Below are 23,063 nucleotides of genomic sequence, written 5' to 3'. Positions count from 1 at the left end.
CTCCGGAGTCTGAAGCCGGTCACAATGAACCCAGATCGATGTTCGCAACCAAAACAGGGGGTTCAAATGAACTTGTTGAAAACCGTTTTAGCGCTCTTCGTGGTCCTCTCTGCCGTGACGGCCTCGGCGGATTGCACCATCAAACTCAGTCAGTGCCGACCGATGAGGATCAACTCGGGCACGAGCTTCGCGGATTCCTATCAGGATTCGGCGGTGAATCCCCATCGCTGCTTGCAGCGGGCGCGAGAGTACATGACGTACTGTAAGACGAGCACCCAGGTCGGTGCGGAGTTTTCGGTGAACGGGCAGCTGCTGATCAGCGCTTACGTGACGCCGAGCTCATCGGAGCTCTGGACGAAGGCTTCGACCGGCGGCTGGGTCATGATCACCGGCGGTTATTAGGCGGTCTGGTTCTCCCAAATACAGGCCCTTTCCCTCGTGCCGTGCGAGGGAAAGGGCTTTTTCGCGTCTCTGCGGTGCCGGGCCTCTCGCGCCACCTGAAATTCCTTCAACTCCGGGCTCGCGGTCTTTGTGATCGCGCCAAGCCGCTCCCCACCGGAGCCTCCGCCGGATTCCAGTTCCCGCGCCTCCAGAGCGACTGCCTGCCTCTTAAACAATGTCACGGAGTGGCAGCTCTCCGAAGGAGCGGAGAGGGCGCCACCCCCTCACAGTTTCGTTTTGAGGGTGGAGCGGGAAGATCCCGAGAGCGCAATGAAATTCTGGATTTTCTTTTGACATGGGATTCCGGGCTCGGGCATATTCGGCACCTCGTAACGAGATCTAAAAAAGATTCGTGGCCGTCAGTTCTTAACGTGCTCGGGAATGAGTACGGGATTTTCGTTGGGCTTGCTAAGCCGAGAACTGAAACGCAGGAATTCTCTCGAGACGAATATGTTTGTTCGTGTTTTTGAGTGTTTAGAAAACTGAGAAAGAGCGGAATATGCAAAGTCAGAAAATTCGCATTCGCCTGAAAGCTTTTGACCATAAACTTCTGGATCAATCGACGAAAGAAATCGTTGAGACCGCACGTCGCACAGGCGCGCGTGTTGCGGGTCCGATTCCGCTTCCCACACGCATTAACCGTTACACGGTTCTGCGTTCGCCCCACGTTGATAAGAAGTCGCGCGAGCAGTTCGAGATCCGGACTCACAAGCGCATGTTGGATATTTTGGAACCCACTCAACAGACGATCGACCAACTGATGAAGTTGGACCTGTCGGCTGGCGTGGACGTTGAAATTAAACTGTCGGCCGTATAGGCCGCGAGAGGAGTGAACAGTGAGCGAAGAAACGACTCATGATGCACAAACAGCGACAGCTGGCTCTCAAGACGCCAAATTGAAGGGCTTGTTTGCCTTCAAAGAGGGAATGTCGACCATCTACACCGAAAACGGTGAGGCGATTCCCGTCACGATCTTGAGATATGAACCCTGGGTTGTCTCCCAGGTGAAGACGCAGGACTCGGATGGCTACACCGCCGTTCAGATCGCTTGCCGTCCTAAGAAAGCTAAAAATTCGTCGGGCGCGATGGCCGGACACTTGAAAGCCGCTGGCTTCGAGGGTTCCGCTTCGCTCGTTCGCGAAATTCGTCAAGCCGTTGATGGCGTGACCGTCGGTCAGAAAGTCGGCATCGACTCTTTGGCTGCGGGTGACTCGGTCTCTTTGACCGGCACTTCGAAAGGTCGCGGCTTCCAAGGTTCGGTTCGTCGTTGGAACTTCGCGGGTGGCCCGGCCACTCACGGATCGAAATTCCACCGTCGTCCTGGATCGAGCGGTAACCGGACTTGGCCCGGACGGGTCATGCCGGGCAAGAAATTCCCCGGTCACTGGGGTGATGAAACCATCACCGTGAAGAACGTTGAAGTTGTGAAAGTCTTGGCGGACGACGGCGTCGTTCTGGTCAAGGGCCCGGTTCCCGGCGCACGCAACTCGCTCGTTCGCCTCCTGAAGGGAGCTGAGTAATGAGCACGACTGTTTATAACTGGAAAAAAGAGAAGGTTGGTTCGATCGATCTCGATCCCACGATCTTCGGCATCACTCCTCGCGTAGAGATCCTGCACGAAGTGGTTCGTTGGCAATTGGCTTCGCGCCGCCAAGGAACGCACATGGTGAAGACTCGCTCGCTGGTGAGCGGTGGCGGTAAGAAGCCCTTCAAGCAAAAGGGAACCGGTAACGCCCGTCAGGGTTCGACCCGTTCGCCCCTGATGCCCGGAGGAGCGAAGCTCTTCGGACCCGTTCCCCGCGACTATTCGTGGGCACTGCCGAAGAAGGTTCGTAAACTCGCTCTCCGTATGGCGCTGTCGCAGCTGAATCAAGCCGGCAAGCTGTTCATCGTGGATGATATGAAAAGCGATGGCAAAACCAACGCTCTGGCGAAACAACTGAAGGCTTTCGGCTTGGAAAAGTCGGTCTTGGTTGACGCTGGTAACGAGCAGGCTTCGCGCGCGGCACGCAATCTGGCCAAGTACAAGTTCTTGGCGATCGATGGCGTGAACGTTTTCGACCTGCTGAAATACGACGCTGCAGTCCTCACCAAATCGTCGGTGGCGGAGCTCTCGAAGCGCCTGCAGGCGGAGGGATAACATGCAAATGACAGTGAAGCGCCCTCTGATCACGGAAAAAAACGCCATCCTGAATGCGGCTGGCGTCTATGTGTTCGAAGTCGATTTGTCGGCTTCGAAACCCGAGATCAAAAAAGCGGTGGAAGAAGTTTTTGAAGTGAAAGTGGACTCGGTCCGCACAGTTCGTTGCCGTGGCGCTGCGAAAGCAAACAAGTTTGCTCGCACCAAGGCTCCGCACTGGAAGAAAGCTTTCGTGAAACTCCAGCCGGGCGAAAAAATCGCTCTGTTTGAGGGAGCATAATCCATGGGTATCAAGAATTATTCAGTACGTTCACACGGAAGCCGTGGCGCAACAGGTTTCGATTTCGCGGAAGTCACAAAGACCAAGCCCGAAAAGTCGCTGACCGCGCCCCTTTCGAAAAAAGCGGCTCGTAACAACCACGGTCAGATCACCGTACGTCACCAAGGTGGCGGCCATAAGCGCCGTTACCGCCTGGTCGACTTTACTCGTCTGAAACTTGAAGTTCCCGCGAAAGTGGTGGCGATCGAGTACGATCCCAACCGCACTTCGCGTATCGCTCTGATCAGCTACGTCGATGGCGCGAAAGCGTACATCTTGGCGCCGGTGGGTCTGAACGTCGGTGACACGGTTGTGTCGTCGGACAAAGCGGATATCAAGCCGGGCAACTCGTTGCCCTTGAGCGCGATTCCCGTGGGGACAACAATTCACAACCTCGAAATGCGTCCCGGTAAAGGTGCGCAGATCGCACGCGGTGCGGGTTCGGCAGCGATTCTGGTTTCGAAAGAAGGCCAGTACTGCCAAGTTCGTCTGCCCTCGGGTGAAGTGAAGAAAATCTTGTCGGTTTGCCGCGCTTCGGTCGGTCAAGTCGGCAACTTGGATAACGAAAATATCAAACTGGGCAAGGCTGGTCGCGCACGTTGGCGCGGTGTACGTCCCTCGGTTCGTGGTATGGCGATGAACCCTGTCGATCACCCCTTGGGTGGTGGTGAGGGTGTGGGTAAGGGTCACCACCCGGTCACACCTTGGGGTCAACCTTCGAAAGGTTACAAGACTCGTCATAATAAGCGGACTGATTCAACCATCGTGAAGCGTAGAAAGTAGGTCGGTTGTGGCTCGTTCAGTAAAAAAGGGTCCGTTCGTCGACACTCATCTTCAGAAGAAGGTCGATAACGCCCACGCCAAAGGCGATAAAAAAGTCATTAAAACATGGTCGCGTCGTTCGACAGTTCTTCCCGAAATGGTGGCACTGACCTTCGCGGTTCACAATGGTCGTAAATTCGTTCCCGTCTATGTCACCGAGAATATGATCGGTCACAAATTCGGTGAGTTCGCTCCCACGCGGACATTCAACGGACACGCCGAGAAGAAAGCGGCTGCACCCGCAGCTGCGAAGAAGTGAGGACTTGAATGGAAGTCAAAGCGAAGCTGAGCTACGCACGAGTTGGCGCCCAGAAATGCCGTTTGGTGGCTGATCTGGTTCGTGGACAAAGTGTCGACACGGCGATCAAAGAACTGACCTTCTTGAACAAGAAGTCGGCGTACATGATCAAAAAGCTGATCGAGTCGGCCCTGGCGAATGCGGATTACAAAAAGACCATCGATCTGGACAAACTCTACGTCAAAACCATCACGGTCGACGAGGGTCCCGTTCTCAAGCGTTTCCGCCCCCGCGCGCAAGGTCGCGCGACCGGTGTTCGTAAGCGCATGAGCCACATCAACGTCGTATTGGATGAGAGGTAAGAATGGGTCAGAAGGTTAATCCAGTTGGATTCCGTGTCGGTGTCATTCGTACCTGGGATTCCCGTTGGTACGCGAAAGGGAAGTCGTACTTCAGCAACTTGCATGAAGACATCAAGTTGCGCGGCTACCTGAAGGCGAAACTGAAACACGCGGGCGTTGCGAAGATCGAAATGGAACGCGCGGCGAACAAAGTGAAAATCATCATCTCGACGGCTCGCCCCGGGATCGTGATTGGTAAAAAAGGAACCGGCATTGATTCACTCAAAGCCGAAGTCCAAAAGCTGACTCCGAACGAAGTCTTCTTGAGCATTCAAGAAGTGCGTAAGCCCGATATCGATGCTCAGTTGGTTGCGGAAAACATCGCACTCCAGCTCGAGAAGCGGATCTCGTGGCGTCGTGCGATGAAGAAAGCGATCGCGGCCGCAATGAAAGGCGGAGTCCGCGGGATCAAAATTAAAGTGGGTGGCCGTCTTGACGGTGCCGAGATCGCACGTAGCGAGTGGTACAATGAGAAGAGCGTCCCTCTTCACACTCTGCGCGCGGATATCGACTACGGAACGGCAGAAGCATCTACAGCTTACGGCATTATCGGCCTGAAGGTGTGGATCTATAAAGGTGACATCTTGTCAGCTCGCGAAGTCGAGGAGGCTGGCCGTGTTAAGTCCTAAGCGTGTAAAACGTCGTAAACAATTCGTCGGTCGCGCGACTGGTTTCGCGAACCGCGGTTCGAACCTGGATTTCGGTGATTTCGGTCTTCAAGCGACGGAAGAGCACCGCATGACCGCTCGTCAGCTCGAGGCCGCGCGTATCGCGATCTCGCGTTCGATCAAGCGGGGTGGAAAAATCTGGTGCCGCGTTTTCCCCGACACTCCGGTCACGAAGAAACCTGCCGAGACTCGTATGGGTAGCGGTAAAGGGAACCCCGAATTGTGGGTGGCACGTATTCTTCCGGGTCGGATCATTTTTGAAATGAACGGTGTGCCGAAAGAAGTCGCGCAAGAAGCTTTCCTGCGCGCGGCTCACAAGCTGCCGTTCAAGACTCGTTTCCTGGTACGGGAGTAGGATATGAAATTCGCCGATATTAAAAATCAGAGTCGTCTGGAGCTGACGAAGAAGCGCGATGCCCTCAAGGCCGAGTACTTCCAAGCCAAGATGAAAAACACCCTGGGTCAACTTTCGAACCCCGTGCAGATTCGCTTCATCCGTCGCGATCTGGCTCGTGTCGAAACCGCTCTGGCGAGTCAGAAGGACTAAGCGATGGCTGCAAAAGCAAAAGCAACCGCAACCACTAAAGAAGAAACCAACTCACGCGGTCGCAAGATCGAAGTGGTCGGACAAGTCGTTAGCGACAAGATGGATAAAACCATCTCGGTGATCAGCTACCGCATGGTCCGTCACGCGAAGTACGGCAAGTACATGAAGCGCACTTCGGTCTTCAAAGCCCACGATGAGAAAAACACCGCGAAAGTGGGCGACACCGTCCGCATTCGTGAAACCCGCCCCCTCAGCAAAACCAAGCGTTTTGCTTTGGTGGAAGTCGTCGAAGCGGCAAAGGTCTGAGGTAACACATGATCCAAATGCAAACTCGACTCAATGTCGCAGACAACTCGGGTGCACGTGAAGTCATGTGTATCAAAGTCCTCGGCGGTTCGAAGCGTCGTTATGCATCGATCGGCGATATCATCGTCGTTTCGATCAAAGAAGCGCTGCCGAACGCGAAGGTGAAAAAGGGAGACGTGGCGAAAGCCGTCGTCGTCCGCACCGTCCACAAACTGAAGCGCGCGGACGGCTCTTACATTCGTTTTGATGATAACTCGGCGGTTCTGATCAACGCCAATAAAGAACCGATCGGAACACGTATTTTCGGACCCGTCGCTCGTGAACTTCGCGGAAAATCTTTCGTGAAGATCGTGTCGCTGGCGCCTGAAGTGTTGTGAGGAGAGCCGGATGAACCGCTTGCAAGACAAATACAATAAAGAAATCGCTCCCTCGCTGCAAAAACAGCTCGGGAAGAAAAACTCGATGGAAGTTCCTCGCCTTGAGAAAATCATTCTCAGCGTGACGACCAGCGATGCCGTGACCAACGCGAAAGTGTTGAACACCGTCGTTGACGAAATCACCGCGATCACCGGCCAAAAAGCCGTGATCACCAAGGCGAAGAAAGCGATCTCGAACTTCAAATTGCGCGCCGGCATCCCCTTGGGTGTGCGCGTGACTTTGCGTCGCGAGAAAATGTGGGCCTTCCTGGATCGTCTGAATGCGCTGGCTTTGCCTCGCGTTCGTGACTTCCGTGGTCTGCCGACAAAAGGCTTCGATGGCCGTGGCAACTACAACATGGGTCTGAAGGAACAGATCGTGTTTCCTGAGATCAACTATGACCGCGTCGAGAAAGTTCGTGGAATGAATATCACGATCTGCACGACAGCGGAAAACGACGTGGATGGCAGAGCGCTTCTTGAAGCTCTCGGTATGCCTTTCAGGAAATAACTTTAGGAAGGTGAACTGTGGCACGTAAAGCTGCTATTGAAAAAAACAACTTCAAGAAATTGGCTTCCGAAAAGTACCGCAAGCATCGTGATGAGCTGCGCGCGACGTCGGTCAACATGAAGCTGTCGGATGAAGAGCGCGAAACCGCTCGCCGTAAGCTTCAAGCTCTGCCCCGTTGGACTTCGTCGACTCAGGTCCGCACTCGTTGCGAACTGAGCGGTCGTCCCCGTGGGAACTACCGCAAATTTGGTCTGTCGCGTTTGGCGTTCCGTAAACTCGCTTTGGATGGAAAACTTCCGGGCGTCACGAAAGCCAGCTGGTGAGGTAAAAGATGGATACAGTATCTGAGTTTCTGACACGCATTCGTAACGCTGGTATCGCGAAACACGAGAAAGTCGATATCCCGGCTTCGAAGTTCCGCCAAAACCTGGCTGAGATCCTGGCGCAACAGGGTTTCATCCGTAGCTTCAAAGTCGCGAAAGACTCGAAGCAAGGTGTGATGCGCGTTTATTTGAAATACAACGAAGCAGGCCAACACGCGATCAACTCGATCACACGCGTTTCGCGTCCCGGTCGTCGCGTGTACGTCAGCTCCACCGATATTCCCGTAGTTCGTTCGGGTTTGGGTATCGCGATCCTCAGCACCAGCAGTGGTCTGATGGCGGGCGCGGAAGCTCAGACAAAGAACGTCGGCGGCGAACTGCTTTGCAGGGTTTGGTAGGTCACCATGTCGCGTATTGGAAAAGCACCCGTCCATTTTGACGATAAAATCCAAGTGAACGTCACTCCGGGTAACGAAGTGGTCGTCAAAGGAGCGAAGAGCTCTTTGACCATCAAAATGCGTCCCGAAGTGAGCGCGGCTCTTGACGGCAAAAAAGTCGTTCTGACTCGCAAAGGAGACTCGAAAGAAGCGAAGTCGCTGCACGGTATGTATCGCGCTCTGATTCAGAACGCGGTCACCGGACTGTCGAAAGGCTTCAACCGCGGCCTCGAACTCCATGGCGTCGGTTACCGTGCGAGCGTTTCGGGTAAAAAACTCGAAATGTCGCTGGGTTTCTCGCACCCGATCGTGTTCGAAATTCCCGAAGGAATCGAGATCAAGGTTGATAAGCAGACCAACATCAGCGTGACCGGCGCAAGCCGCGAGCTGGTCGGTCAAGTCGCAGCGAAGATCCGCAGCTTCCGTCCGCCGGAGCCCTACTTGGGTAAAGGCGTTCGTTATGCGGACGAAAAGATCCGTCGTAAGGCGGGTAAGTCGGCCGGCAAGTAATCGGCGGACTCTTTAATTACTGATTGAGGTGATTTGTGAAACTGAAGTTTCGTAAAAAAACAAGCGCACGGACGGTCTCGCGTCTGACGAAAAAAATCCGGATCCGCAAGATCGTTGCGGGAACCGCAGAACGTCCTCGTTTGTGCGTCTACCGGAGCAACGCTCACATGTACGCGTCGATCATCGACGATGCTGCGGGCAAAACTCTGGTGACCACGTCTTCGCTGAAGCTCGACGGCAAGTCGGGTAAGGCGCTGGCGGAAGCGATCGGACAAGAGATCGCGAAGCTCGCGATCGCGAAGAAGATCGAATCGGTCGTCTTCGACCGGAACGGCTTCGTCTATCACGGTCGTGTGAAAGCGTTGGCAGACGGTGCTCGCGCCGGCGGACTCAAATTTTAATTTCGAAGGGAATACTCAGTGGAAAAACCGATGGGTGAATTGGAAGAAAGAGTCGTCGCGATCAACCGTGTCACGAAAGTCGTGAAGGGCGGTCGTCGTTTCTCGTTCGCAGCTCTCGTGGTTGTGGGCAACGGAACGGGCGAAGTGGGATTCGGAACCGGTAAAGCCGGCGAAGTTCCCGAAGCGATCGGCAAAGCCAGCCGTGCGGCCAAAAAATCGGCGGCAACGATGGAACTGACCTCGGGCACCATCCCGCACGAAGTGATCGGAACCTTCGGCGCCGCGAAAGTGCTGATGAAGCCTGCGGCTCCCGGAACAGGTGTGATCGCCGGTGGTGCGGTCCGCGCGGTCCTGGAATCGGTCGGCGTCAGAGATATTTTGACGAAGTGCATCGGCACTCGTAACCCTCACAACGCGGTTCGCGCGACCCTCGACGGTCTGGCGCAATTGCGTGTGAATCAGAACCGCAATACCAACGCGTAAGTAGGTGAGTTATGGCGAAAACATTTAAAGTGACACAAGTTCGCTCGACGATCGGTTGCACACAATCTCAGCGCCTGACCATGAAGGCCCTGGGTCTCCGTGGCATCCGTAAGAGCGTCGTGATGGCCGATAACCCGGCGAACCGCGGCCAAATCCTTAAAGTCCAACATCTCGTCGATGTGGAAGTTCAGAGGTAATCATGAGCCTTCTTTCTCAATTGGCCCCTAAGCCGGGCTCGACACATTATCAGAAGCGTATCGGCCGTGGTCGTGGATCAGGTCTGGGACAAACTGCCGGTAAAGGTCACAAAGGTCAGATCGCTCGTTCGGGCGGTAAGGTCCGTCGTGGCTTCGAGGGTGGTCAAACCCCCCTGTCCCGCCGTCTGCCCAAGTTCGGTTTCAAGAACCCTTTCCGCGTTGAGTACAGCGTCGTGAATCTGGCTCAGCTGAATAAGCTGGACGGAACCGTGGGTCCTGAGGAACTCTTGAAGGCCGGGATCATTCATCGGTTGCCCGTGAAAATTCTCGCTCAGGGAGATCTGAAAAAGAACCTGACCGTGAAGGCTCACAAGTTCTCTGGAAAAGCCAAAGAACTGATCGAAAAGGCCGGTGGCAAAATCGAGGTCATTGAATAGTGGCAAACTTAGCGGACGCAGCGAAAAACTCGGATCTGACAAGACGGATTCTCTTCACCCTGACCATGCTCGCGGTTTATCGCGTGGGCGTGCACGTGCCGACTCCCGGAGTCGACAGTCATGCGGTGACGGGCTTCTTCCAGGCTCAGAGCTCGGGTATTTTCGGGTTGTTCAACACCTTTACGGGTGGAGCACTCGAGCAATTCTCTGTGTTCGCTTTGGGGATCATGCCGTACATCTCGGCGTCGATCATTTTCCAGCTTTTGACCTCCGCGATTCCCATGCTCGAAGCTCTGAAAAAAGAGGGCGAGCATGGCCGTCGTAAAATCAATCAGTACACGCGTTATGCGACCGTCGTCCTGGCGATCATCCAGGGTTACGGAATTAGCACCTGGCTGATGAACTCCAGCCATGACGGCAAGGCGCTCGTTTTGAGCCCGACCGTGGGTGGCTTCATGCCCTTCCAGGTCATGACGATTTTGACTTTGACGGCAGGAACCTGCTTTATCATGTGGCTGGGTGAGCAGATCACCGAGCGCGGGATCGGCAACGGGGCCAGCCTGATCATCTTTACGGGGATTGCGGCCTCGGTTCCCCGTGGCGCGCATCAGCTCTGGACCCTGGTTTCGACCGGTGAAATGCAGGGCGCGATCGCTCTGGGCTTGGTCGCCTTCATGGTCGCGATCATCGCGGGCGTCGTTTATTTGGAAGTCGCTCAGCGCCGCATCCCGATTCAATACTCGCAACGTGGCGCCGGCATGCAGGCGATGAACGTTCCCGCGAGCCATCTTCCGATCAAAATCAACTTTTCGGGTGTGATTCCCCCGATCTTCGCTTCGTCGCTGTTGATGTTCCCGGCCACCATGGCCCAGTTCTCGACGGCTCCTTGGCTGAAGGCTCTGCAGGACCATTTGAGCCCCACGGGCGTCCTGTACAACATCGCGTTCGTCGCGCTGATCGTGTTCTTCTGCTTCTTCTATACGGAAATCGTCTTCAATCCGAATGAAGTGGCGGACAACCTCAAGAAGTACGGTGGATTCGTCCCGGGCGTTCGCGCCGGCAAGTCGACGGCCGAGTACATCCAGAAGGTTCTGGATCGCGTGAACGTCGGTGGCGCGATCTATTTGAGTACTCTTTGCGTGATGCCCCAGGTGGTCGCCGCGCTCCTCAAAGTCCCGTTCTTCTTCGGAGGAACGAGCCTGCTGATCTTGGTCGGGGTCGCTCTCGATACCAGCCAGCAGATCCAATCGCATCTTTTGACTCAAAAATACGAAGGGTTCCTGAAGGGCGCGAAGATGCGGTCCCGGAGGGTTCAGTTTTAAATGAATTTGATTCTGTTTGGTGCGCCGGGAGCCGGGAAGGGAACTCAATCCTCCCTCCTGGTCGAAAGAAACAAGTACGTCCAAATCAGCACAGGCGATTTGTTTCGGGCGGCCATTAAGAATCAGACGGACCTTGGCAAGAAGGCTCAGGTCTTTATGGATCTTGGCGGGCTCGTTCCGGACGACATTGTCGTCGGAATGGTAGAAGAAGCCCTCAAGGCCCTCGCGGGAAAGGCGTTTATTTTGGACGGCTTCCCCCGCACTCTGGCGCAAGCCAATGCCCTGGATGGCATGCTCGAAAAGAATAAACTGTCGGTCGATCAGGTGATCTCCCTGGAAGTGCCTCGTCAGGTCCTTCTGGAGCGATTGACTGGACGCCGCGTTTGTAAAAATTGTGGCACGGTGTACCACGTTGCTTCGAAGCCGCCCCAATCTGAGGGTGTTTGCGATGCGTGTGGTGGCCCCGTGGTGCAGAGAAATGATGACAAGGCTGAAGTGATCGGGAACCGCCTGAACACCTATGACCAGACCACGGCACCACTCAAAGACTATTACCGTAGTCAGGGCAAGTTGGTGGACATGGATGGGGACCGGGACGCTGAAGCCGTATATGAGGAATTGAACCGGAATTTGCGTTAAATCCGGGGCAGAAAAGGCTTGGGAAAATCTCCCAAAACGAGGTGGACACGCGGTTTTCCGGGTGTTAGCTTCCGCTGCTCCGAATTTGGCTGGATATCCGTTTTTGAAAATGGGGTCTTTGGTATGAAAGTGCGTCCTTCTGTAAAGAAGATCTGCAACAAGTGCAAGGTGATCAAACGCAAAGGCGTGATCCGGGTCATCTGTGAAAACTCTAAACACAAACAGAGGCAGGGTTAATAAATGGCTCGTTTAGCTGGTGTCGACTTACCTCGTAACAAACGAGTCGAAATCGCGCTGACCTACATCTTCGGAATTGGTCGTCCGCGCTCGAAACAAATCTGCGCACAGGCAGGTATTCCCTCGGAAATGCGCACTGACGCTCTGTCGGATGAACATATCGCGAAAATCCGTTCGATCATCGAAGGAAACTGGAAAGTGGAAGGGGATCTTCGTCGTGAGATCGGTTTGTCGATCAAGCGTCTGATGGATCTGAACTGCTTCCGTGGAACTCGTCACCGCAAAGGTTTGCCGGTGCGTGGTCAACGGACTCGTTCGAACGCGCGGACTCGCAAAGGTCCTCGTCAAACTGTCGCGAACAAGAAAAAAGCCGTTTAAGGCGTAGGGTGATTGCTTGAATACCGAAAAGAACAAACAGGCCGGCGGGCCGACGAAGAAAAAAGTAAAGAAGAATGTCCCGGTTGGACATGTGAAAATCCAATCTGGCTTCGGTAACGTCATCGTCACCATCAGCGATCCGAACGGGGATACCGTTTGCTGGTCGTCGGCGGGTCACTTGGGCTTCAAAGGAAGCCGTAAGGGAACTCCGTTCGCAGCGCAGATGGCGGCAGAAGATGCAGCACGCAAGGCTCAAGAGGCCGGCATGCGCTCGGTTGATGTTTACGTTAAAGGACCCGGTGCGGGTCGTGAACCTGCGGTCCGCGCTCTCGCGGCTTCGGGTCTGCGTATCAATATCCTGAAGGACATCACACCCGTTCCGCACAACGGTTGCCGTCCTCCGAAGAAACGTCGGATCTAATCGGGGATTGATGAGTTGCGTCGATAATCGCGTTCGTGAAGCATCATGGACGCGAGAACTCGACAACTCGTTTGTTGTCACCATATTCTGTGGCGTGGCAAGCGAGCAAAGTTGACCCGACAAGCAAAACCGATGCGCGGTTTTGTTTTTGTCGAGTGCGACTCGGGGTTTTTAACGCATCCAAGGGAAGGCACTATGCAAGAGCATTATTACAAATTTTGGCGCGAAATGATTAAGCCCAAGGGTTTCGAAATCGATAAAGATACCCTTCGGGAAGACTACGCTCGTTTTGTCATTCGTCCCTTGGAGCGCGGCTATGGCGTGACTCTGGGGAACTCCCTGCGCCGTATTCTGTTGAGCTCGATGATGGGTTCGGCAGTTTCGGCCGTGAAATTCGAAGGCGTTCTGCATGAGTTCACGACGATCCCCGACGTTCTCGAGGACGTTTCGGATATCATCCTGAACCTCAAAGAAATCCGTTTCAAACACTTCGATGCTGAACCTCACACTCTCCGGATCTCGAAAAAAGGTCCCGGTAAAGTGACTGCGGCGGACATCCAGTCGTCGGACCGTCTGACGATCCTGAATCCCGATCAGCACATCGCGACTCTGGGCGCGAACGCGACTTTCAACTGCGAAATCATCGTGACCTTCGGTCGCGGTTACGACGCGGCAGAGACTCGCAGCGCGACTTATCCGCTGGGTTTCATCCCCGTGGACGCGCTCTACAGCCCCGTTCGCAAAGTGAACTACTCGGTCTCGAATGCGCGCGTCGGTCAACGTACCGATTACGATGCCCTCACTCTGGAGCTGTGGACCGATGGTTCGCTGAAGCCCGAGGAAGCGGTTTCGTTGTCTTCGAAGATCTTGAAAGAACAACTGCAAATCTTCCTGACTTTCGACGAATCCCTTGAGCCTGTTGAAGAATCGAAGGATATCAAGTCGCCGGTCTTGAACGACAATCTCTTCCGCTCGGTGGATGACTTGGAACTTTCGGTTCGCTCGGCGAACTGCTTGAAGAATGCCAATATCCGCTATATCGGTGAGCTCGTTGTTCGTTCCGAGGCGGAAATGCTGAAGACGAAAAACTTCGGCCGTAAGTCGCTGAATGAAATTAAAGAAATCCTGTCTGAAATGGGACTCGGCCTCGGTATGAAAATCGAGGGATGGCCGCCTCCGGGCTGGGATCCGAATGCTCCCGTTCAGAAGCGTGAACAGTAAGAATTGAAGGAATTGGGTTATGCACCACAGAAGACGTACGAAATATTTTGGTCGTAAATTCAACGCTCGCAAAGCTTTGTGGAGAGGCCTGGTCTCTTCGCTGGTCGAGCATGGTCGCATCAAGACGACCGTGGAAAAGGCGAAAGAACTTCGCCGCCACGTCGAAAAGGCGATCACTCTCGGTAAAAAGAGCGATGGACTGGCGACTCGCCGTCTTCTGCTGAGCCGTTACCCGAACGAAGCGACCGTTGAGTCGCTCCTTTCGAACGTGGCTCCCCGTATGAAAGATCGCGCTGGCGGCTATACCCGTATCATCAAAATCGGACGTCGTCCGGGCGATACGGCGGAAATGGCTTTCATCGAGTTCGTGGATTACGATTACAAAACCGCAAAAGGTGTAGCGCCCGAGGCGACTGAGACCAAGGCGAAGGGTAAGAAGAAGGCCGCGAAGAAGTCTGACGCTCAGGTTTCGGAAGCGAAGGCTCAGTCGAAGGCGAAAAAACTCGTCGCGGCTGCAAAAGTCGCGAAGAAGCGGAACGTCCGCAAAATCCAAGCGAAGTCTCGCGCTGAAAACCGCGCGTAAGGCTCTGAACCGCGCGGTCCCACTGCGCATCAGAGGCTTGGATCTGCAGGTCTTAAGCCCTTTGGGCTCAACAAAGCTTGTGAATCTTGCTAAAACCCCAGGAACACCTGGGGTTTTTTTATGACTAAGTACCTGAAGGGCCTGTTGGCTGTCCTGATCGTTGGAACCCTGATTCTATGGGGCTTCGCTCTGTGGCGGGACCGCACGCTGAAGAGCCCGGAAGAGGCGCGCCTGTCGCTCATGGAACAGATGGAGAATGTGGGGCTGCCAGACATCCCTAAGACGTCCCTGACGGGCGAACAGATCTCGATGAAGGCGCTGAACGGGAAGATCGTTATCGTCAATTTCTGGGCCTCCTGGTGCGCACCTTGCCTCGAGGAATTCCCCTCGATGATCAAGCTGGTGAAAGAATTTAAAGGGGACGTTGTCCTTTTGGCCGTGAGCCAGGATTCCAACCGTGCCGACATCGATGCCTTCTTAAAGTCGTTCCCGGACGGGAACGATCCCGCGATCCATGTGGTCTGGGACGAATCGCGCGAGATCGGGAAAGCTTACCAGGTAGACCGCCTCCCTGAGTCTTATCTGGCGGGCGTCGATGGGAAACTCGTGACGAAAATCGTGGGCACCATCAACTGGTATTCGGACGAGTCTAAGCAGTACGTTCGGGATCTGCTCGCCAAAAAGCCTTGATCGTTTTCAAGAACGGAAACTTAACAGTCCCTATCCCTTGATAAGGCCTAGAAGGGCCTCATTTCAAGAGAGGTCCCCGATGAAAATCTGTGCGTTTTTAATGACTGTGTTCCTGGCGGTCGCGGCCTTTGCCGAACACGATGCAACTTACTGTGGAAAATTGATCGACGGGAGCGCGGGTGAGATTGACGTCTTCTCGGGCCAGCCGGAAGCCATTCTGGAAGTGGAATCGCGGGTGAGATTCGGCGAACTCGAACCCTGGGATGAAGCTTACGCGGGTCTGTTGGCAATTCCGGTTCGTTACGAGAATTTCGTCCGAAAAGGGATCCAGATGAGCGCACGTCGCGGCACTTTGTTCTGCGTAAAGGGGCGCTGGGGTGGTGCCGCTTACAGCTCGTCGGATTTGACGGCCATTTCGCTCATCACTGTTATGATTGAACGAATCGACTATCAGTCGGCATTTGCCCGCTAAGCGGGGCCAACACGTTTGCCGTGATGGGGCGGGGACGACGCCGATTGACCGCGCCTCACCAATTTTCCGAAGTCGGCGCCCCGCGAACGTCGATTCCGAAATCGGGGCGCACCCCAAAAAGCAGAAAGCCCCGGGTGATTGCCCGAGGCTCTCCATGATCATCCGGCCCAATCTTTTGCGGGACGGAATTTATATATATCGGAATTAATAGAGTCCGCTTGAGGTCAGAACGCGGATCGATGAATTGTGGCCATAGACATCGTCGCTGAAGCGCATGATCTGATCGGAGCCCAAATGGCTGGTGACCGGAAGCATGTAAACGTTCATCGACGCGTTCTTGAGGTCGATCGGCGTGTCTTTACTCATAACATCGCCGGGACGAGCGACGTGATTTTCAATCGCCCAACGATCCCATTTCGTGCCTTTCAACAAATACTCGGCGAGTTCCATGGGTTGTTCCACGCGAACGCAGCCCGAACTCCGCAGACGGTTTTCTTCGACGAACAGTCCGCGCTCACCCGTGTCGTGCAGATAGATCGCTTCACCATTCGTCATCGAGAACTTCACGACCCCCAGGGCGTTGTAGTAATTCGGCAACTGGCGAATGTAGAAGCCGACTTTGCTCGACGAGATGTTGTGCCAATCAATCGACGACGGATTGTACTGTGTCCGGAAGTTCTCGCTGACGACCGTGTAATGGTTTTGCGCGAAGTAGTGATCAATTTCCCAATAGCTCAGCTGTTTAATGGCTTCGACTTTGTCTTTGATGAAGACGGTCGGAGGAACCGTCCAAAACGGATTCAAAATCACCTGAAAGATTTTGTCGGCCATCGATGGCGTTTTGCGATCCACACGTCCGTTGATCGTGCGGAAGTTCATGACGACGGGGTTTGATTGATTATAGTCCATCAAGATCAGGCTCGAGAACGCGAGATTGACGAAGATGTACTTGCGCCCCGGATCTTGCGGCAACCAACGGAGTTTTTCTAAATCCGCACGTACCTGCTGAATGCGGGCATCGACGGACGTCGACAGGTAACGCAACGTCGAACCCTTGGGCGAGATCACCCGGTCGGGTTTAAATTTCATCTGACGTTGGACATCGGCGACGGCCATCTCGGTGTCGCGATCGAATTTGTTGTCCATCGACGAGATGGGGAAACCGAGGGCCGCCAGGCGCATTTTGATCGCGGGAATCGACGCGTCCACGCTACCGAGTTTGAGCGGCTTTTTCACCGCGGGAATCTCGGGCAGGGGATTGGCGACTTGCTCCGCTTTCTGTTGCTTCAGACGCGCCATCATTTTCACGAGCATCTTGTACTCGATGATTTGCGGTGCGATCGCGGCGTTCAGCTTTTCGCGCGAACCTTGCGCGGCGACGACGTGCTTTTGCAGCTCGTCCTCTTTCATCATTTTACGTTTGAAGCGGATGTCGTTACCCACATCCGTGGGCGTCAGACGGCCGCCGTTCAGCTGGCGCGCCATCGACACGAACATCGGGATCAGCGTCGCGCGCGCCGACTCGGGACTCATCATCCGGAGCTGGTCGATCTGACGTTGCTCGTTCGCGGTCAGGAACAGGCCGTGTTCTTCGCTCGTGCGAATCACGAAGTCCGCCATCACGGCGAGATCTTGCGAGTTCATCGCATCCCAACCCAACGGGGCCGGCGTAACGATGCCGGCGCCGGTCGACGCGGTTTCACCCGCCACCGGAGCGGCGATGCTTGAAGGCGCGGTCTGCGCTTTGGCGGCGTTGGCCGCGAGAGCTCCGACGGCCAACATCAGAAAGGCGATCCGGGTCCGTTGCGAAGGCAGTGTGATCTTCATCGTGATTTTTCTCCCGAGTTTGATTTCGGAAGCTGGTCTTAGTCGATATGACGCAGAATGTCAAAAGAGGCGGAGAACCTGTAATTTCTGCAGGGTAGGAAGTTCCAGGGCCTCCAGTTTTGAGATGGGAAGGCTTTGATTTTGAGACACCTTCTCAGTCGAGCTTCACGCCTCTCGCGCGGGAACGTCCCAAGATCGCTCTCGGAGGGCTCCTGCCATTGAGAACTTTTGGGCAGGCGTCGACAATATCTGCATGGGGCTGAGCGCGTCTTTCAAGTTCTTGTCTGTGGCAAGCGGGTGCGTGGCGTGCGCCGTCCTCTTCAACAACTGCTCCCCCAGCTTTCAAGTTCCTTCGGCGGAAAGTCTCGGTCTGAGCCAAAGCCTGGGCGCTCTTTGCACGGGTGGGCTCAATCTCACGTCCAAAGCGAACGCGCGTCTGACGGCCCGTGAATTCTCGCATAGCCTCAAGGATCTTTATGGCGGCTTCGTGAGTGCCAGCGTGATCGAAGGCGCGTTGGCGAGTTTGCCCCGCGAAAGTTTGAGCTTGGCGCACACGCGATTGGATTTCGATTCGACCATCTCGCGTTCGGTGCAGTTCAACGAAGTGGAAGCCTACGGGGCGATCTCGGAAACCGTGGCGAACGCCTTTGCCGCCAAGCTGAAGGATTTTCCGGACGCCGGCGCCTTGACGGCGATGCTTGGCGGAAACTGTTTCGTGACCGAGGCGCGCCCCGGAGACGTCTGCCTGCGCAAAAGTTACGGCGCGCTGGCTTACCGGATGTACCGGCGTCCGCCAACCGTGGACGAAGTCGAACGTTTGCTGGCGATTCACAAGGACTCGCTGAACGCCGACAAATACGAAGCCATCTCGCTCGTCGCTCAGTACCTGATGCAGTCACCGGATTTCCTTTACAAAGTCGAGGGCCCCTTCGACGGCTCCGGTCAGGTCTACGCGTTGAACGATTTCGAAATCGCCACGCGCTTGGCGTACGGGATCATCGGCGGGCCGCCTCCGAATTGGTTGCTGACGTCGGCCGCGAACGGCGAATTGGTGAAGGAAGAGAGTCGCGGTCAAATCATCGAGCGTCTTTTCGCGATGCCCGAGGCGGAGCGAACGACGCGCGATTTTTACGATCAGTGGCTCAGAACCTCGCAGATTCCCAAGGTCTCCGAAGTGGGGTTGGGCACGAGCGGTTTGAATCCGGATCGGCTGCGCGATTCGGCGATTGCCGAGATTCGCGCCTACACTCGCCATATCACCTGGGGGACCTCGGGAAGTTATCGTGATCTGATGACTTCGAATCTGTTGGTGCCGAACTCGGCGGAACTCGCTCAAGTCTACGGCGTCACTCGCTCAAGCACTCCGGTCGCGGGACCCGCCGAGCGTCGCGGACTCATGACCCGGGCGGGGATGTTGATGGTCAAGGCCGATGGACGCACGGGACCGATCGTGCGCGGGGCACGCCTGCGCTCGGATATGCTTTGCGATGAACTCATGGCGCCACCGGACAGCGTGTTTTCGAATCTGGGATCGTTCAGTCCTTTGGATTCCACGCGCAAGCAGACCGAGGACATCACCCGGGCCCCGTCCTGTATGGGATGCCACTCGCAAATCAACTCATTGGGATTCGCGTTTGAGTCTTACTCGGGACTTGGGGGCCAACGGACGACGGAGGTCGTTTCGAGTGAAGGTCAAAGCCGCACCCACGGGGTGCAGACTTCGGGCTCGGCTTACGTCGATCGTGCGCCCGTGAATTTCAATGATAGCCAGGATCTGGTGGAGCGTATCGTGAGCGGTCATCAAGGGCCGCTATGTATGGCGAAACGTTACTATCAGTTTACCTCGGGCCTGGGGAAAACGTCGGCGCAAGGTTGCGAGTTCGAAGAGATGGCCAAAGTGCTGGCGAGTTCCGACGGGAGCATTCTGGATATGATGAAAAGCTACTATGCCCGCCGCGAGATCTTGTACCGGTTGCCGGGAGAGTTATGAAGTATAACCGCTTCAGTCGCCGTCATTTTCTGCAAGGCCTTGGGGGGAGTATTTTGTATCTTCCCATGTTGGGTTCGCTGATGAGCGCGGCGGAGTCGCGTGCGGCCACGCAAAGTGGAAAATTGAAGCGATTGGTTTCGATCGGCGGTGACAACGGGCGCTGGTCACCGGATTGGTACCCGACGATGTCTCCGAGTTCGATGCCCATCGTGAATGCGGCGGACAAAGGTTTTCGTCGCTCGGCATTGAGTTCGATTTCGGGGTCGGTCTCGAACGTGTTTCAGAACTCTTACAGTTTCAGCGGCGCCACGCCCGTGGGGCGGAATGCGTTCTCGGGAAAAATCCGCGAGGACATGAACATCCTGCGCGGGCTCGACGGACTATGGGAGAACAAACAGGGCCATCAGTTGACCGCGATGCTGGGAGGTAATCTTGGCTACGAGGTTTTTGAAAGTCAGATCGGTCCCACCATCGACGTGATGATGGCGAATCACGCGAAGATCTATCCGACGGCCCCGAAGCGCCGCCTGGTCACGGCATCGCTCGATTACGGTTCTTCGCTGAGCTATACCTACGATTCCGCGAAGAACGAAGTCGCGAGCTGGGGCGTGCACCCCTGGGTTTGGGATCTTCACAAGAGCCTGTTCGGTGACGTCGATAACCCCAAGGCGGGTCAGCGTAAACGCAAGGTCGTGGATCTGGTGAAAGAAGACTACGACCGTTTGAAACGCAACTCGCGTCTGTCGGCGGCGGACCGCCGTCAGTTGGACGAACACTTTTCGAAGCTCAGCGATCTTCACGACTCGATGGCGACGTTAAGTTGCACGGGCCCGAGTTTGACCGGCATGAAGTTCAACGAAGAAGCGCCGGATTACAACCTGGCCAAGGCGAGCATCGACGTGATGGCCATCGCGCTCAAGTGCGGGATGTCGAATCTGTTCACCTTCACTCTGAATCGCCAGACCGACGATCGCGTTTACGACAAGCTGGGATTGAGCGGCGGCTACCACAGTTTGACTCACGAAAGTATGTCCGGTGCGGGAATGTTGCAAATCCAGCGCTGGTTCGCCTCTTGCGTGAGCTACTTCTACGATCAGTTGAACGTCGAGGAAGGGACCACGGGGCAGCGCTACATCGACAATACGCTGATTTTCTACGGGAACACCATGGGCGACGGGCATACCCACAGCTACTTCGATATGCCCGTGGTGCTGATCGGTGGCGGAAGCGTGATCAATACGGGCCAGTACATCGACTACTCTGCGCGCGAGGCGCAGCCCCTGGGGAGCGGATCGGGCCAAGAGCTGATCTATCCCGGACGCAACTATTCCCAGCTTCTGGTGACGATCCTGAAGCTCATGGGCCTTGAGGCGAGCGACTATTCTTATCCGAAGGTGGGCAATGGCTGGGGCTCGGACTCGCCCGGCTGGGACCCTTATGCGGACTACGCGCGGTCGCGGAATTTACCGACCGCTTGGAGACGTTCGCGCACCACGATCCTACCCGGCCTCCTGAAAGGCTAGGCGCCCAAGGGGTGTGGAGCTGAAAAAAAATGGCCTGGCCCCTACCCATGTACGGGTTCAGGAGTCTTTTTCTTCCCGATCATCGAAGACAGGGCATGCATTGGATCGAGTTCGAGCAAAAGGGGAAGATCATGAGCCTTATCGGTCAGTCCGCGATCAACAGACATCTTGCCAATCTTCAATCCTCGCTGGGCCTGTCGGTCTGCTGCTGGGCCTTGATTTCCTGCGGGAAGGGGTTGCCCACCGCGGCCTCAAAGCCTTCGGAGGGGCCAGGTGCTCCGGGTGGTGGAGCCGCGCCGGAGTTGGTCCTGCAGGTCAAAAAAAATTGGCCTCCGAATACGTGGGAGGATCTTTTGCCGTCAGGCACTCACGATCTAGTCTGCATGGAGCAACCCGTCGGTGGTTTCAGTTTCAGGCTCCTCAACAACGGACCGGGCGTACTTCAGGGCGTGGGGCCGGTCGTTTCGGTGAGCAAAACGTCGGACTATACCGGTGGACCGGTGAACGGAGTGGCGGGCGATTACAGTTTCGGCGTGACTCTGTCGCCGACGATGCCGGTCGCGGCCGGAGCCTCGACGGAGTTTCAGGTCGAACTCGTGCACCCCGGCGGAGGGTGGTGTCAACTGGGCGGGCTTCCCGTGAACGGCAGTTGGGGAGTTGAAACCGCCGACATCTCGATCCAGACGAATGACCCGACAAATCCGACCTTCGATGCGAGCATTCGTGTCTTCGGGGGCTCGTGACTAGAAGTCTTTCAGAAATTCGTCGCGCGTCGTCTTGCGCATCACGGGCCAGGCCGCGAGCAGCCAGCCGTAACTGAGAATCCATTCTCGGGTGATCCGCAAGCGGTCGTCGTCGCGTCGATCCGGTCCGTGGCTTTCCAGCGGTAGCGCCTTCGCCCATTCAGATCCGGTGTTCGCGTCCAGGGCGATCTTGCGGCACAGGGCGACTTCTTTCGCCGCGAGCTCCGTCCACGCCGGAAGGCCCGCGATTCCGGATTTTTCCCGCAGGCGGTGGACCTGGGCTTCAAGCTGGGCCGCGCGTTCCAAGAGACTGCGAACCGCTAGGCCCCGCAGGAACTCGCCGAAGGCCTCCAGGGGCCGCGAGCCGATTTCGCGGAAGTGGCGGGACGCCAGTTCGTGGCGATCCGCGGAGGACATCGCGGCCGGAACCTCCCTCAGCCATTCGCTCCAGATCAACCACAGCAGATCGTTGATGCGGAACTCCAGCGTCTCCAGACTGGGATACCGACCGCGATCGACGGGCGGTCGGTGCAGAACGCTGGTCTGCAAGTGAGCCGTCCGGGCTTCCGGATTCAACGCCTTCGTCGCGTAGATGAAGGCGCCGTCGACATTGCGGTGGAAGGGAAAGCAAGGCGCCAGATTCAATCGCCCGTCCATGCCGAACAGATATGTCGCTATCGCCGCGTAAGGCACGAGATGATTTCGCGCGGCCTGGCGCCACATGATCCGGCTGGAGAGCGCCGTCGCGACGAAGTTGGCACGGCGGCAATGAGCTTCGAGCGCGGAATCGGGAAAAGTGAAAATGAATCTCGCGCCGCCATAGGCCGAATCGCCGCGGAGACCCGGCGACGAGAATGTCGCGACCTGCAAGGCCGTTTCGTGGAGTCGCATGAATTCCTGAACCGGGATGGATTCGGCATCCCGTTCAAATTCATCCAATTGGGCGGAGTCTCGGAACGGGTGAAACGGATAGGCCGTGGGCGTGGAGTCAGTCGTTGCCGAGTCCGGAAGGGACTTGATGTCGAAGATCACGTCGTCGTCCGCGCACAGGCAGGGCTCGCCTTGCGAAAGCAGGGTGATCGCATTCCGGTGGCTGCCTTCCGAACCCTCCGGATGAGCGCAGCTCAGTGCGAACTTCGCGATCCCCGGACGATAGCCAAGATCGCTTAAGGACTCTTCCAGTCGGGCGATCCATCTTTCCCGGTAGAGCTCGTCGATACGGAGGACGCGGCTCGACGGGATGTCCATGGGATGCATCCCCGCGCCACGGCCCGATTCAGAAATGATGTAGCGATAGGAGGCGGCCGCCGGTCCCGAGCCATCGACGAAGCTCTTCACGGAACGCGCGAGAGTCTCCGGCCGGCCGTGCGTCAGCCAGGCCACGGTGCGCAGCGGCCTCCGTATCGACGCGGCATCTTCC

General features: G+C 56.0%; 35 protein-coding genes. 33 read left to right on the top strand and 2 right to left on the bottom strand.

Annotated features, from left to right (window positions below):
- The first annotated feature begins 66 nt into the window (after positions 1–66).
- The 30 genes from KF767_06065 to KF767_05920 all read left to right on the top strand — a co-directional run bounded on the left by KF767_06065 (position 67) and on the right by KF767_05920 (position 15,560).
- The gene (locus KF767_06065; protein MBX3017436.1) at positions 67–402 is read left to right on the top strand and encodes a hypothetical protein; all 336 of its coding nucleotides are present in this window, start codon (positions 67–69) and stop codon (positions 400–402) included.
- A gap of 538 nt (positions 403–940) precedes the next feature.
- Positions 941–1,258, top strand: a complete 318-nt coding sequence (gene rpsJ, locus KF767_06060; protein MBX3017435.1) for a 30S ribosomal protein S10 — start codon at positions 941–943, stop codon at positions 1,256–1,258.
- A 109-nt stretch (positions 1,259–1,367) separates the two neighbouring features.
- Positions 1,368–1,961: a 50S ribosomal protein L3 gene (rplC, locus tag KF767_06055; protein MBX3017434.1), complete on the top strand. Its 594-nt coding sequence runs from the start codon at positions 1,368–1,370 to the stop codon at positions 1,959–1,961.
- Positions 1,961–2,581 carry a 50S ribosomal protein L4 gene (gene rplD, locus KF767_06050; protein ID MBX3017433.1) on the top strand — a complete coding sequence of 207 codons (621 nt, stop codon included), beginning with the start codon at positions 1,961–1,963 and terminating at the stop codon, positions 2,579–2,581. The genes rplC and rplD overlap by 1 nt, the downstream gene beginning before the upstream one ends.
- Before the next feature lies 1 nt (position 2,582).
- The gene (gene rplW / locus KF767_06045) at positions 2,583–2,861 is read left to right on the top strand and encodes a 50S ribosomal protein L23 (GenBank protein MBX3017432.1); all 279 of its coding nucleotides are present in this window, start codon (positions 2,583–2,585) and stop codon (positions 2,859–2,861) included.
- Between the two features lie 3 nt (positions 2,862–2,864).
- Complete coding sequence (rplB, locus tag KF767_06040) at positions 2,865–3,683, top strand: 50S ribosomal protein L2 (protein ID MBX3017431.1); 819 nt, start codon at positions 2,865–2,867, stop codon at positions 3,681–3,683.
- A 7-nt stretch (positions 3,684–3,690) separates the two neighbouring features.
- Positions 3,691–3,981 (top strand): 30S ribosomal protein S19, encoded by a 291-nt coding sequence (gene rpsS, locus KF767_06035; GenBank protein MBX3017430.1) that lies wholly within the window; start codon positions 3,691–3,693, stop codon positions 3,979–3,981.
- Between the two features lie 8 nt (positions 3,982–3,989).
- Complete coding sequence (rplV, locus tag KF767_06030; GenBank protein MBX3017429.1) at positions 3,990–4,322, top strand: 50S ribosomal protein L22; 333 nt, start codon at positions 3,990–3,992, stop codon at positions 4,320–4,322.
- A 2-nt stretch (positions 4,323–4,324) separates the two neighbouring features.
- Positions 4,325–4,990: a 30S ribosomal protein S3 gene (rpsC, locus tag KF767_06025; protein MBX3017428.1), complete on the top strand. Its 666-nt coding sequence runs from the start codon at positions 4,325–4,327 to the stop codon at positions 4,988–4,990.
- Entirely contained in the window at positions 4,977–5,384 is a 408-nt protein-coding gene (gene rplP, locus KF767_06020; protein ID MBX3017427.1) for a 50S ribosomal protein L16, read from the top strand. The genes rpsC and rplP overlap by 14 nt, the downstream gene beginning before the upstream one ends.
- A gap of 3 nt (positions 5,385–5,387) precedes the next feature.
- Positions 5,388–5,576, top strand: coding sequence for a 50S ribosomal protein L29 (gene rpmC, locus KF767_06015; protein ID MBX3017426.1), 189 nt, complete (start codon positions 5,388–5,390; stop codon positions 5,574–5,576).
- A 3-nt stretch (positions 5,577–5,579) separates the two neighbouring features.
- Entirely contained in the window at positions 5,580–5,882 is a 303-nt protein-coding gene (gene rpsQ, locus KF767_06010) for a 30S ribosomal protein S17 (protein ID MBX3017425.1), read from the top strand.
- Positions 5,883–5,890: 8 nt separating this feature from the next.
- Complete coding sequence (gene rplN / locus KF767_06005; protein MBX3017424.1) at positions 5,891–6,259, top strand: 50S ribosomal protein L14; 369 nt, start codon at positions 5,891–5,893, stop codon at positions 6,257–6,259.
- Between the two features lie 10 nt (positions 6,260–6,269).
- Entirely contained in the window at positions 6,270–6,809 is a 540-nt protein-coding gene (rplE, locus tag KF767_06000; GenBank protein MBX3017423.1) for a 50S ribosomal protein L5, read from the top strand.
- 17 nt (positions 6,810–6,826) lie between these two features.
- Positions 6,827–7,132: a 30S ribosomal protein S14 gene (gene rpsN, locus KF767_05995; GenBank protein MBX3017422.1), complete on the top strand. Its 306-nt coding sequence runs from the start codon at positions 6,827–6,829 to the stop codon at positions 7,130–7,132.
- A gap of 8 nt (positions 7,133–7,140) precedes the next feature.
- Complete coding sequence (gene rpsH / locus KF767_05990) at positions 7,141–7,530, top strand: 30S ribosomal protein S8 (GenBank protein MBX3017421.1); 390 nt, start codon at positions 7,141–7,143, stop codon at positions 7,528–7,530.
- A 6-nt stretch (positions 7,531–7,536) separates the two neighbouring features.
- The gene (rplF, locus tag KF767_05985) at positions 7,537–8,079 is read left to right on the top strand and encodes a 50S ribosomal protein L6 (GenBank protein MBX3017420.1); all 543 of its coding nucleotides are present in this window, start codon (positions 7,537–7,539) and stop codon (positions 8,077–8,079) included.
- A gap of 35 nt (positions 8,080–8,114) precedes the next feature.
- Positions 8,115–8,480 (top strand): 50S ribosomal protein L18, encoded by a 366-nt coding sequence (gene rplR, locus KF767_05980; protein ID MBX3017419.1) that lies wholly within the window; start codon positions 8,115–8,117, stop codon positions 8,478–8,480.
- Between the two features lie 30 nt (positions 8,481–8,510).
- On the top strand, positions 8,511–8,963 hold the full coding sequence (gene rpsE / locus KF767_05975; GenBank protein ID MBX3017418.1) for a 30S ribosomal protein S5: 453 nt from the start codon (positions 8,511–8,513) through the stop codon (positions 8,961–8,963).
- 11 nt (positions 8,964–8,974) lie between these two features.
- Positions 8,975–9,160: a 50S ribosomal protein L30 gene (gene rpmD / locus KF767_05970; GenBank protein ID MBX3017417.1), complete on the top strand. Its 186-nt coding sequence runs from the start codon at positions 8,975–8,977 to the stop codon at positions 9,158–9,160.
- A gap of 2 nt (positions 9,161–9,162) precedes the next feature.
- On the top strand, positions 9,163–9,597 hold the full coding sequence (rplO, locus tag KF767_05965; GenBank protein ID MBX3017416.1) for a 50S ribosomal protein L15: 435 nt from the start codon (positions 9,163–9,165) through the stop codon (positions 9,595–9,597).
- Positions 9,597–10,919: a preprotein translocase subunit SecY gene (gene secY, locus KF767_05960; protein MBX3017415.1), complete on the top strand. Its 1,323-nt coding sequence runs from the start codon at positions 9,597–9,599 to the stop codon at positions 10,917–10,919. The genes rplO and secY overlap by 1 nt, the downstream gene beginning before the upstream one ends.
- The gene (locus KF767_05955) at positions 10,920–11,558 is read left to right on the top strand and encodes an adenylate kinase (GenBank protein ID MBX3017414.1); all 639 of its coding nucleotides are present in this window, start codon (positions 10,920–10,922) and stop codon (positions 11,556–11,558) included. It abuts the gene before it with no gap.
- 123 nt (positions 11,559–11,681) lie between these two features.
- The gene (rpmJ, locus tag KF767_05950; protein MBX3017413.1) at positions 11,682–11,795 is read left to right on the top strand and encodes a 50S ribosomal protein L36; all 114 of its coding nucleotides are present in this window, start codon (positions 11,682–11,684) and stop codon (positions 11,793–11,795) included.
- Between the two features lie 3 nt (positions 11,796–11,798).
- Positions 11,799–12,173, top strand: a complete 375-nt coding sequence (rpsM, locus tag KF767_05945; GenBank protein MBX3017412.1) for a 30S ribosomal protein S13 — start codon at positions 11,799–11,801, stop codon at positions 12,171–12,173.
- 16 nt (positions 12,174–12,189) lie between these two features.
- Positions 12,190–12,594 (top strand): 30S ribosomal protein S11, encoded by a 405-nt coding sequence (rpsK, locus tag KF767_05940; GenBank protein ID MBX3017411.1) that lies wholly within the window; start codon positions 12,190–12,192, stop codon positions 12,592–12,594.
- 195 nt (positions 12,595–12,789) lie between these two features.
- On the top strand, positions 12,790–13,815 hold the full coding sequence (locus tag KF767_05935; protein MBX3017410.1) for a DNA-directed RNA polymerase subunit alpha: 1,026 nt from the start codon (positions 12,790–12,792) through the stop codon (positions 13,813–13,815).
- Positions 13,816–13,834: 19 nt separating this feature from the next.
- On the top strand, positions 13,835–14,398 hold the full coding sequence (gene rplQ, locus KF767_05930; protein MBX3017409.1) for a 50S ribosomal protein L17: 564 nt from the start codon (positions 13,835–13,837) through the stop codon (positions 14,396–14,398).
- Positions 14,399–14,518: 120 nt separating this feature from the next.
- Positions 14,519–15,088, top strand: a complete 570-nt coding sequence (locus KF767_05925) for a TlpA family protein disulfide reductase (protein MBX3017408.1) — start codon at positions 14,519–14,521, stop codon at positions 15,086–15,088.
- A 79-nt stretch (positions 15,089–15,167) separates the two neighbouring features.
- Complete coding sequence (locus tag KF767_05920; GenBank protein ID MBX3017407.1) at positions 15,168–15,560, top strand: hypothetical protein; 393 nt, start codon at positions 15,168–15,170, stop codon at positions 15,558–15,560.
- Between the two features lie 204 nt (positions 15,561–15,764).
- Here KF767_05920 and KF767_05915 read toward each other — a convergent pair whose 3' ends face one another.
- Positions 15,765–17,387, bottom strand: coding sequence for a L,D-transpeptidase family protein (locus tag KF767_05915; protein MBX3017406.1), 1,623 nt, complete (start codon positions 17,385–17,387; stop codon positions 15,765–15,767).
- Positions 17,388–17,640: 253 nt separating this feature from the next.
- Between KF767_05915 and KF767_05910 the strand changes: the two genes are divergently transcribed.
- The 3 genes from KF767_05910 to KF767_05900 all read left to right on the top strand — a co-directional run bounded on the left by KF767_05910 (position 17,641) and on the right by KF767_05900 (position 21,643).
- A complete protein-coding gene (locus KF767_05910; GenBank protein MBX3017405.1) occupies positions 17,641–19,377 on the top strand; it encodes a DUF1588 domain-containing protein in 1,737 nt (578 codons plus the stop codon).
- Positions 19,374–20,900: a DUF1552 domain-containing protein gene (locus KF767_05905; protein ID MBX3017404.1), complete on the top strand. Its 1,527-nt coding sequence runs from the start codon at positions 19,374–19,376 to the stop codon at positions 20,898–20,900. The genes KF767_05910 and KF767_05905 overlap by 4 nt, the downstream gene beginning before the upstream one ends.
- A 95-nt stretch (positions 20,901–20,995) precedes the next feature.
- Positions 20,996–21,643: a hypothetical protein gene (locus KF767_05900; protein ID MBX3017403.1), complete on the top strand. Its 648-nt coding sequence runs from the start codon at positions 20,996–20,998 to the stop codon at positions 21,641–21,643.
- Here the strand turns inward: KF767_05900 and KF767_05895 are convergent, their stop codons facing one another.
- Positions 21,644–22,981 (bottom strand): hypothetical protein, encoded by a 1,338-nt coding sequence (locus KF767_05895; GenBank protein ID MBX3017402.1) that lies wholly within the window; start codon positions 22,979–22,981, stop codon positions 21,644–21,646.
- Positions 22,982–23,063: the final 82 nt, after the last annotated feature.

The sequence above is a fragment of the Pseudobdellovibrionaceae bacterium genome (assembly GCA_019637875.1).
In the GTDB taxonomy this organism is placed as follows: Bacteria; Bdellovibrionota; Bdellovibrionia; order Bdellovibrionales; family Bdellovibrionaceae; genus JAHBUW01.
The sequence above is the reverse complement of the archived record's forward strand: the minus strand, read 5'-3'. Positions and strand labels throughout refer to the sequence as shown.

Excerpts from the sequence above, each read along its gene's own strand:
- KF767_06065 (MBX3017436.1), top strand. The coding sequence starts at position 67 with ATGAACTTGTTGAAAACCGTTTTAGCGCTCTTCGTGGTCCTCTCTGCC.
- rpsJ (MBX3017435.1), top strand. The coding sequence starts at position 941 with ATGCAAAGTCAGAAAATTCGCATTCGCCTGAAAGCTTTTGACCATAAA.
- rplC (MBX3017434.1), top strand. The coding sequence starts at position 1,368 with ATGTCGACCATCTACACCGAAAACGGTGAGGCGATTCCCGTCACGATC.
- rplD (MBX3017433.1), top strand. The coding sequence starts at position 1,961 with ATGAGCACGACTGTTTATAACTGGAAAAAAGAGAAGGTTGGTTCGATC.
- rplW (MBX3017432.1), top strand. The coding sequence starts at position 2,583 with ATGCAAATGACAGTGAAGCGCCCTCTGATCACGGAAAAAAACGCCATC.
- rplB (MBX3017431.1), top strand. The coding sequence starts at position 2,865 with ATGGGTATCAAGAATTATTCAGTACGTTCACACGGAAGCCGTGGCGCA.
- rplV (MBX3017429.1), top strand. The coding sequence starts at position 3,990 with ATGGAAGTCAAAGCGAAGCTGAGCTACGCACGAGTTGGCGCCCAGAAA.
- rpsC (MBX3017428.1), top strand. The coding sequence starts at position 4,325 with ATGGGTCAGAAGGTTAATCCAGTTGGATTCCGTGTCGGTGTCATTCGT.
- rpmC (MBX3017426.1), top strand. The coding sequence starts at position 5,388 with ATGAAATTCGCCGATATTAAAAATCAGAGTCGTCTGGAGCTGACGAAG.
- rpsQ (MBX3017425.1), top strand. The coding sequence starts at position 5,580 with ATGGCTGCAAAAGCAAAAGCAACCGCAACCACTAAAGAAGAAACCAAC.
- rplN (MBX3017424.1), top strand. The coding sequence starts at position 5,891 with ATGATCCAAATGCAAACTCGACTCAATGTCGCAGACAACTCGGGTGCA.
- rplE (MBX3017423.1), top strand. The coding sequence starts at position 6,270 with ATGAACCGCTTGCAAGACAAATACAATAAAGAAATCGCTCCCTCGCTG.
- rpsH (MBX3017421.1), top strand. The coding sequence starts at position 7,141 with ATGGATACAGTATCTGAGTTTCTGACACGCATTCGTAACGCTGGTATC.
- rplF (MBX3017420.1), top strand. The coding sequence starts at position 7,537 with ATGTCGCGTATTGGAAAAGCACCCGTCCATTTTGACGATAAAATCCAA.
- rpsE (MBX3017418.1), top strand. The coding sequence starts at position 8,511 with ATGGGTGAATTGGAAGAAAGAGTCGTCGCGATCAACCGTGTCACGAAA.
- rpmD (MBX3017417.1), top strand. The coding sequence starts at position 8,975 with ATGGCGAAAACATTTAAAGTGACACAAGTTCGCTCGACGATCGGTTGC.
- rplO (MBX3017416.1), top strand. The coding sequence starts at position 9,163 with ATGAGCCTTCTTTCTCAATTGGCCCCTAAGCCGGGCTCGACACATTAT.
- KF767_05955 (MBX3017414.1), top strand. The coding sequence starts at position 10,920 with ATGAATTTGATTCTGTTTGGTGCGCCGGGAGCCGGGAAGGGAACTCAA.
- rpmJ (MBX3017413.1), top strand. The coding sequence starts at position 11,682 with ATGAAAGTGCGTCCTTCTGTAAAGAAGATCTGCAACAAGTGCAAGGTG.
- rpsM (MBX3017412.1), top strand. The coding sequence starts at position 11,799 with ATGGCTCGTTTAGCTGGTGTCGACTTACCTCGTAACAAACGAGTCGAA.
- KF767_05935 (MBX3017410.1), top strand. The coding sequence starts at position 12,790 with ATGCAAGAGCATTATTACAAATTTTGGCGCGAAATGATTAAGCCCAAG.
- rplQ (MBX3017409.1), top strand. The coding sequence starts at position 13,835 with ATGCACCACAGAAGACGTACGAAATATTTTGGTCGTAAATTCAACGCT.
- KF767_05925 (MBX3017408.1), top strand. The coding sequence starts at position 14,519 with ATGACTAAGTACCTGAAGGGCCTGTTGGCTGTCCTGATCGTTGGAACC.
- KF767_05920 (MBX3017407.1), top strand. The coding sequence starts at position 15,168 with ATGAAAATCTGTGCGTTTTTAATGACTGTGTTCCTGGCGGTCGCGGCC.
- KF767_05915 (MBX3017406.1), bottom strand. The coding sequence starts at position 17,387 with ATGAAGATCACACTGCCTTCGCAACGGACCCGGATCGCCTTTCTGATG.
- KF767_05910 (MBX3017405.1), top strand. The coding sequence starts at position 17,641 with ATGGGGCTGAGCGCGTCTTTCAAGTTCTTGTCTGTGGCAAGCGGGTGC.
- KF767_05905 (MBX3017404.1), top strand. The coding sequence starts at position 19,374 with ATGAAGTATAACCGCTTCAGTCGCCGTCATTTTCTGCAAGGCCTTGGG.
- KF767_05900 (MBX3017403.1), top strand. The coding sequence starts at position 20,996 with ATGCATTGGATCGAGTTCGAGCAAAAGGGGAAGATCATGAGCCTTATC.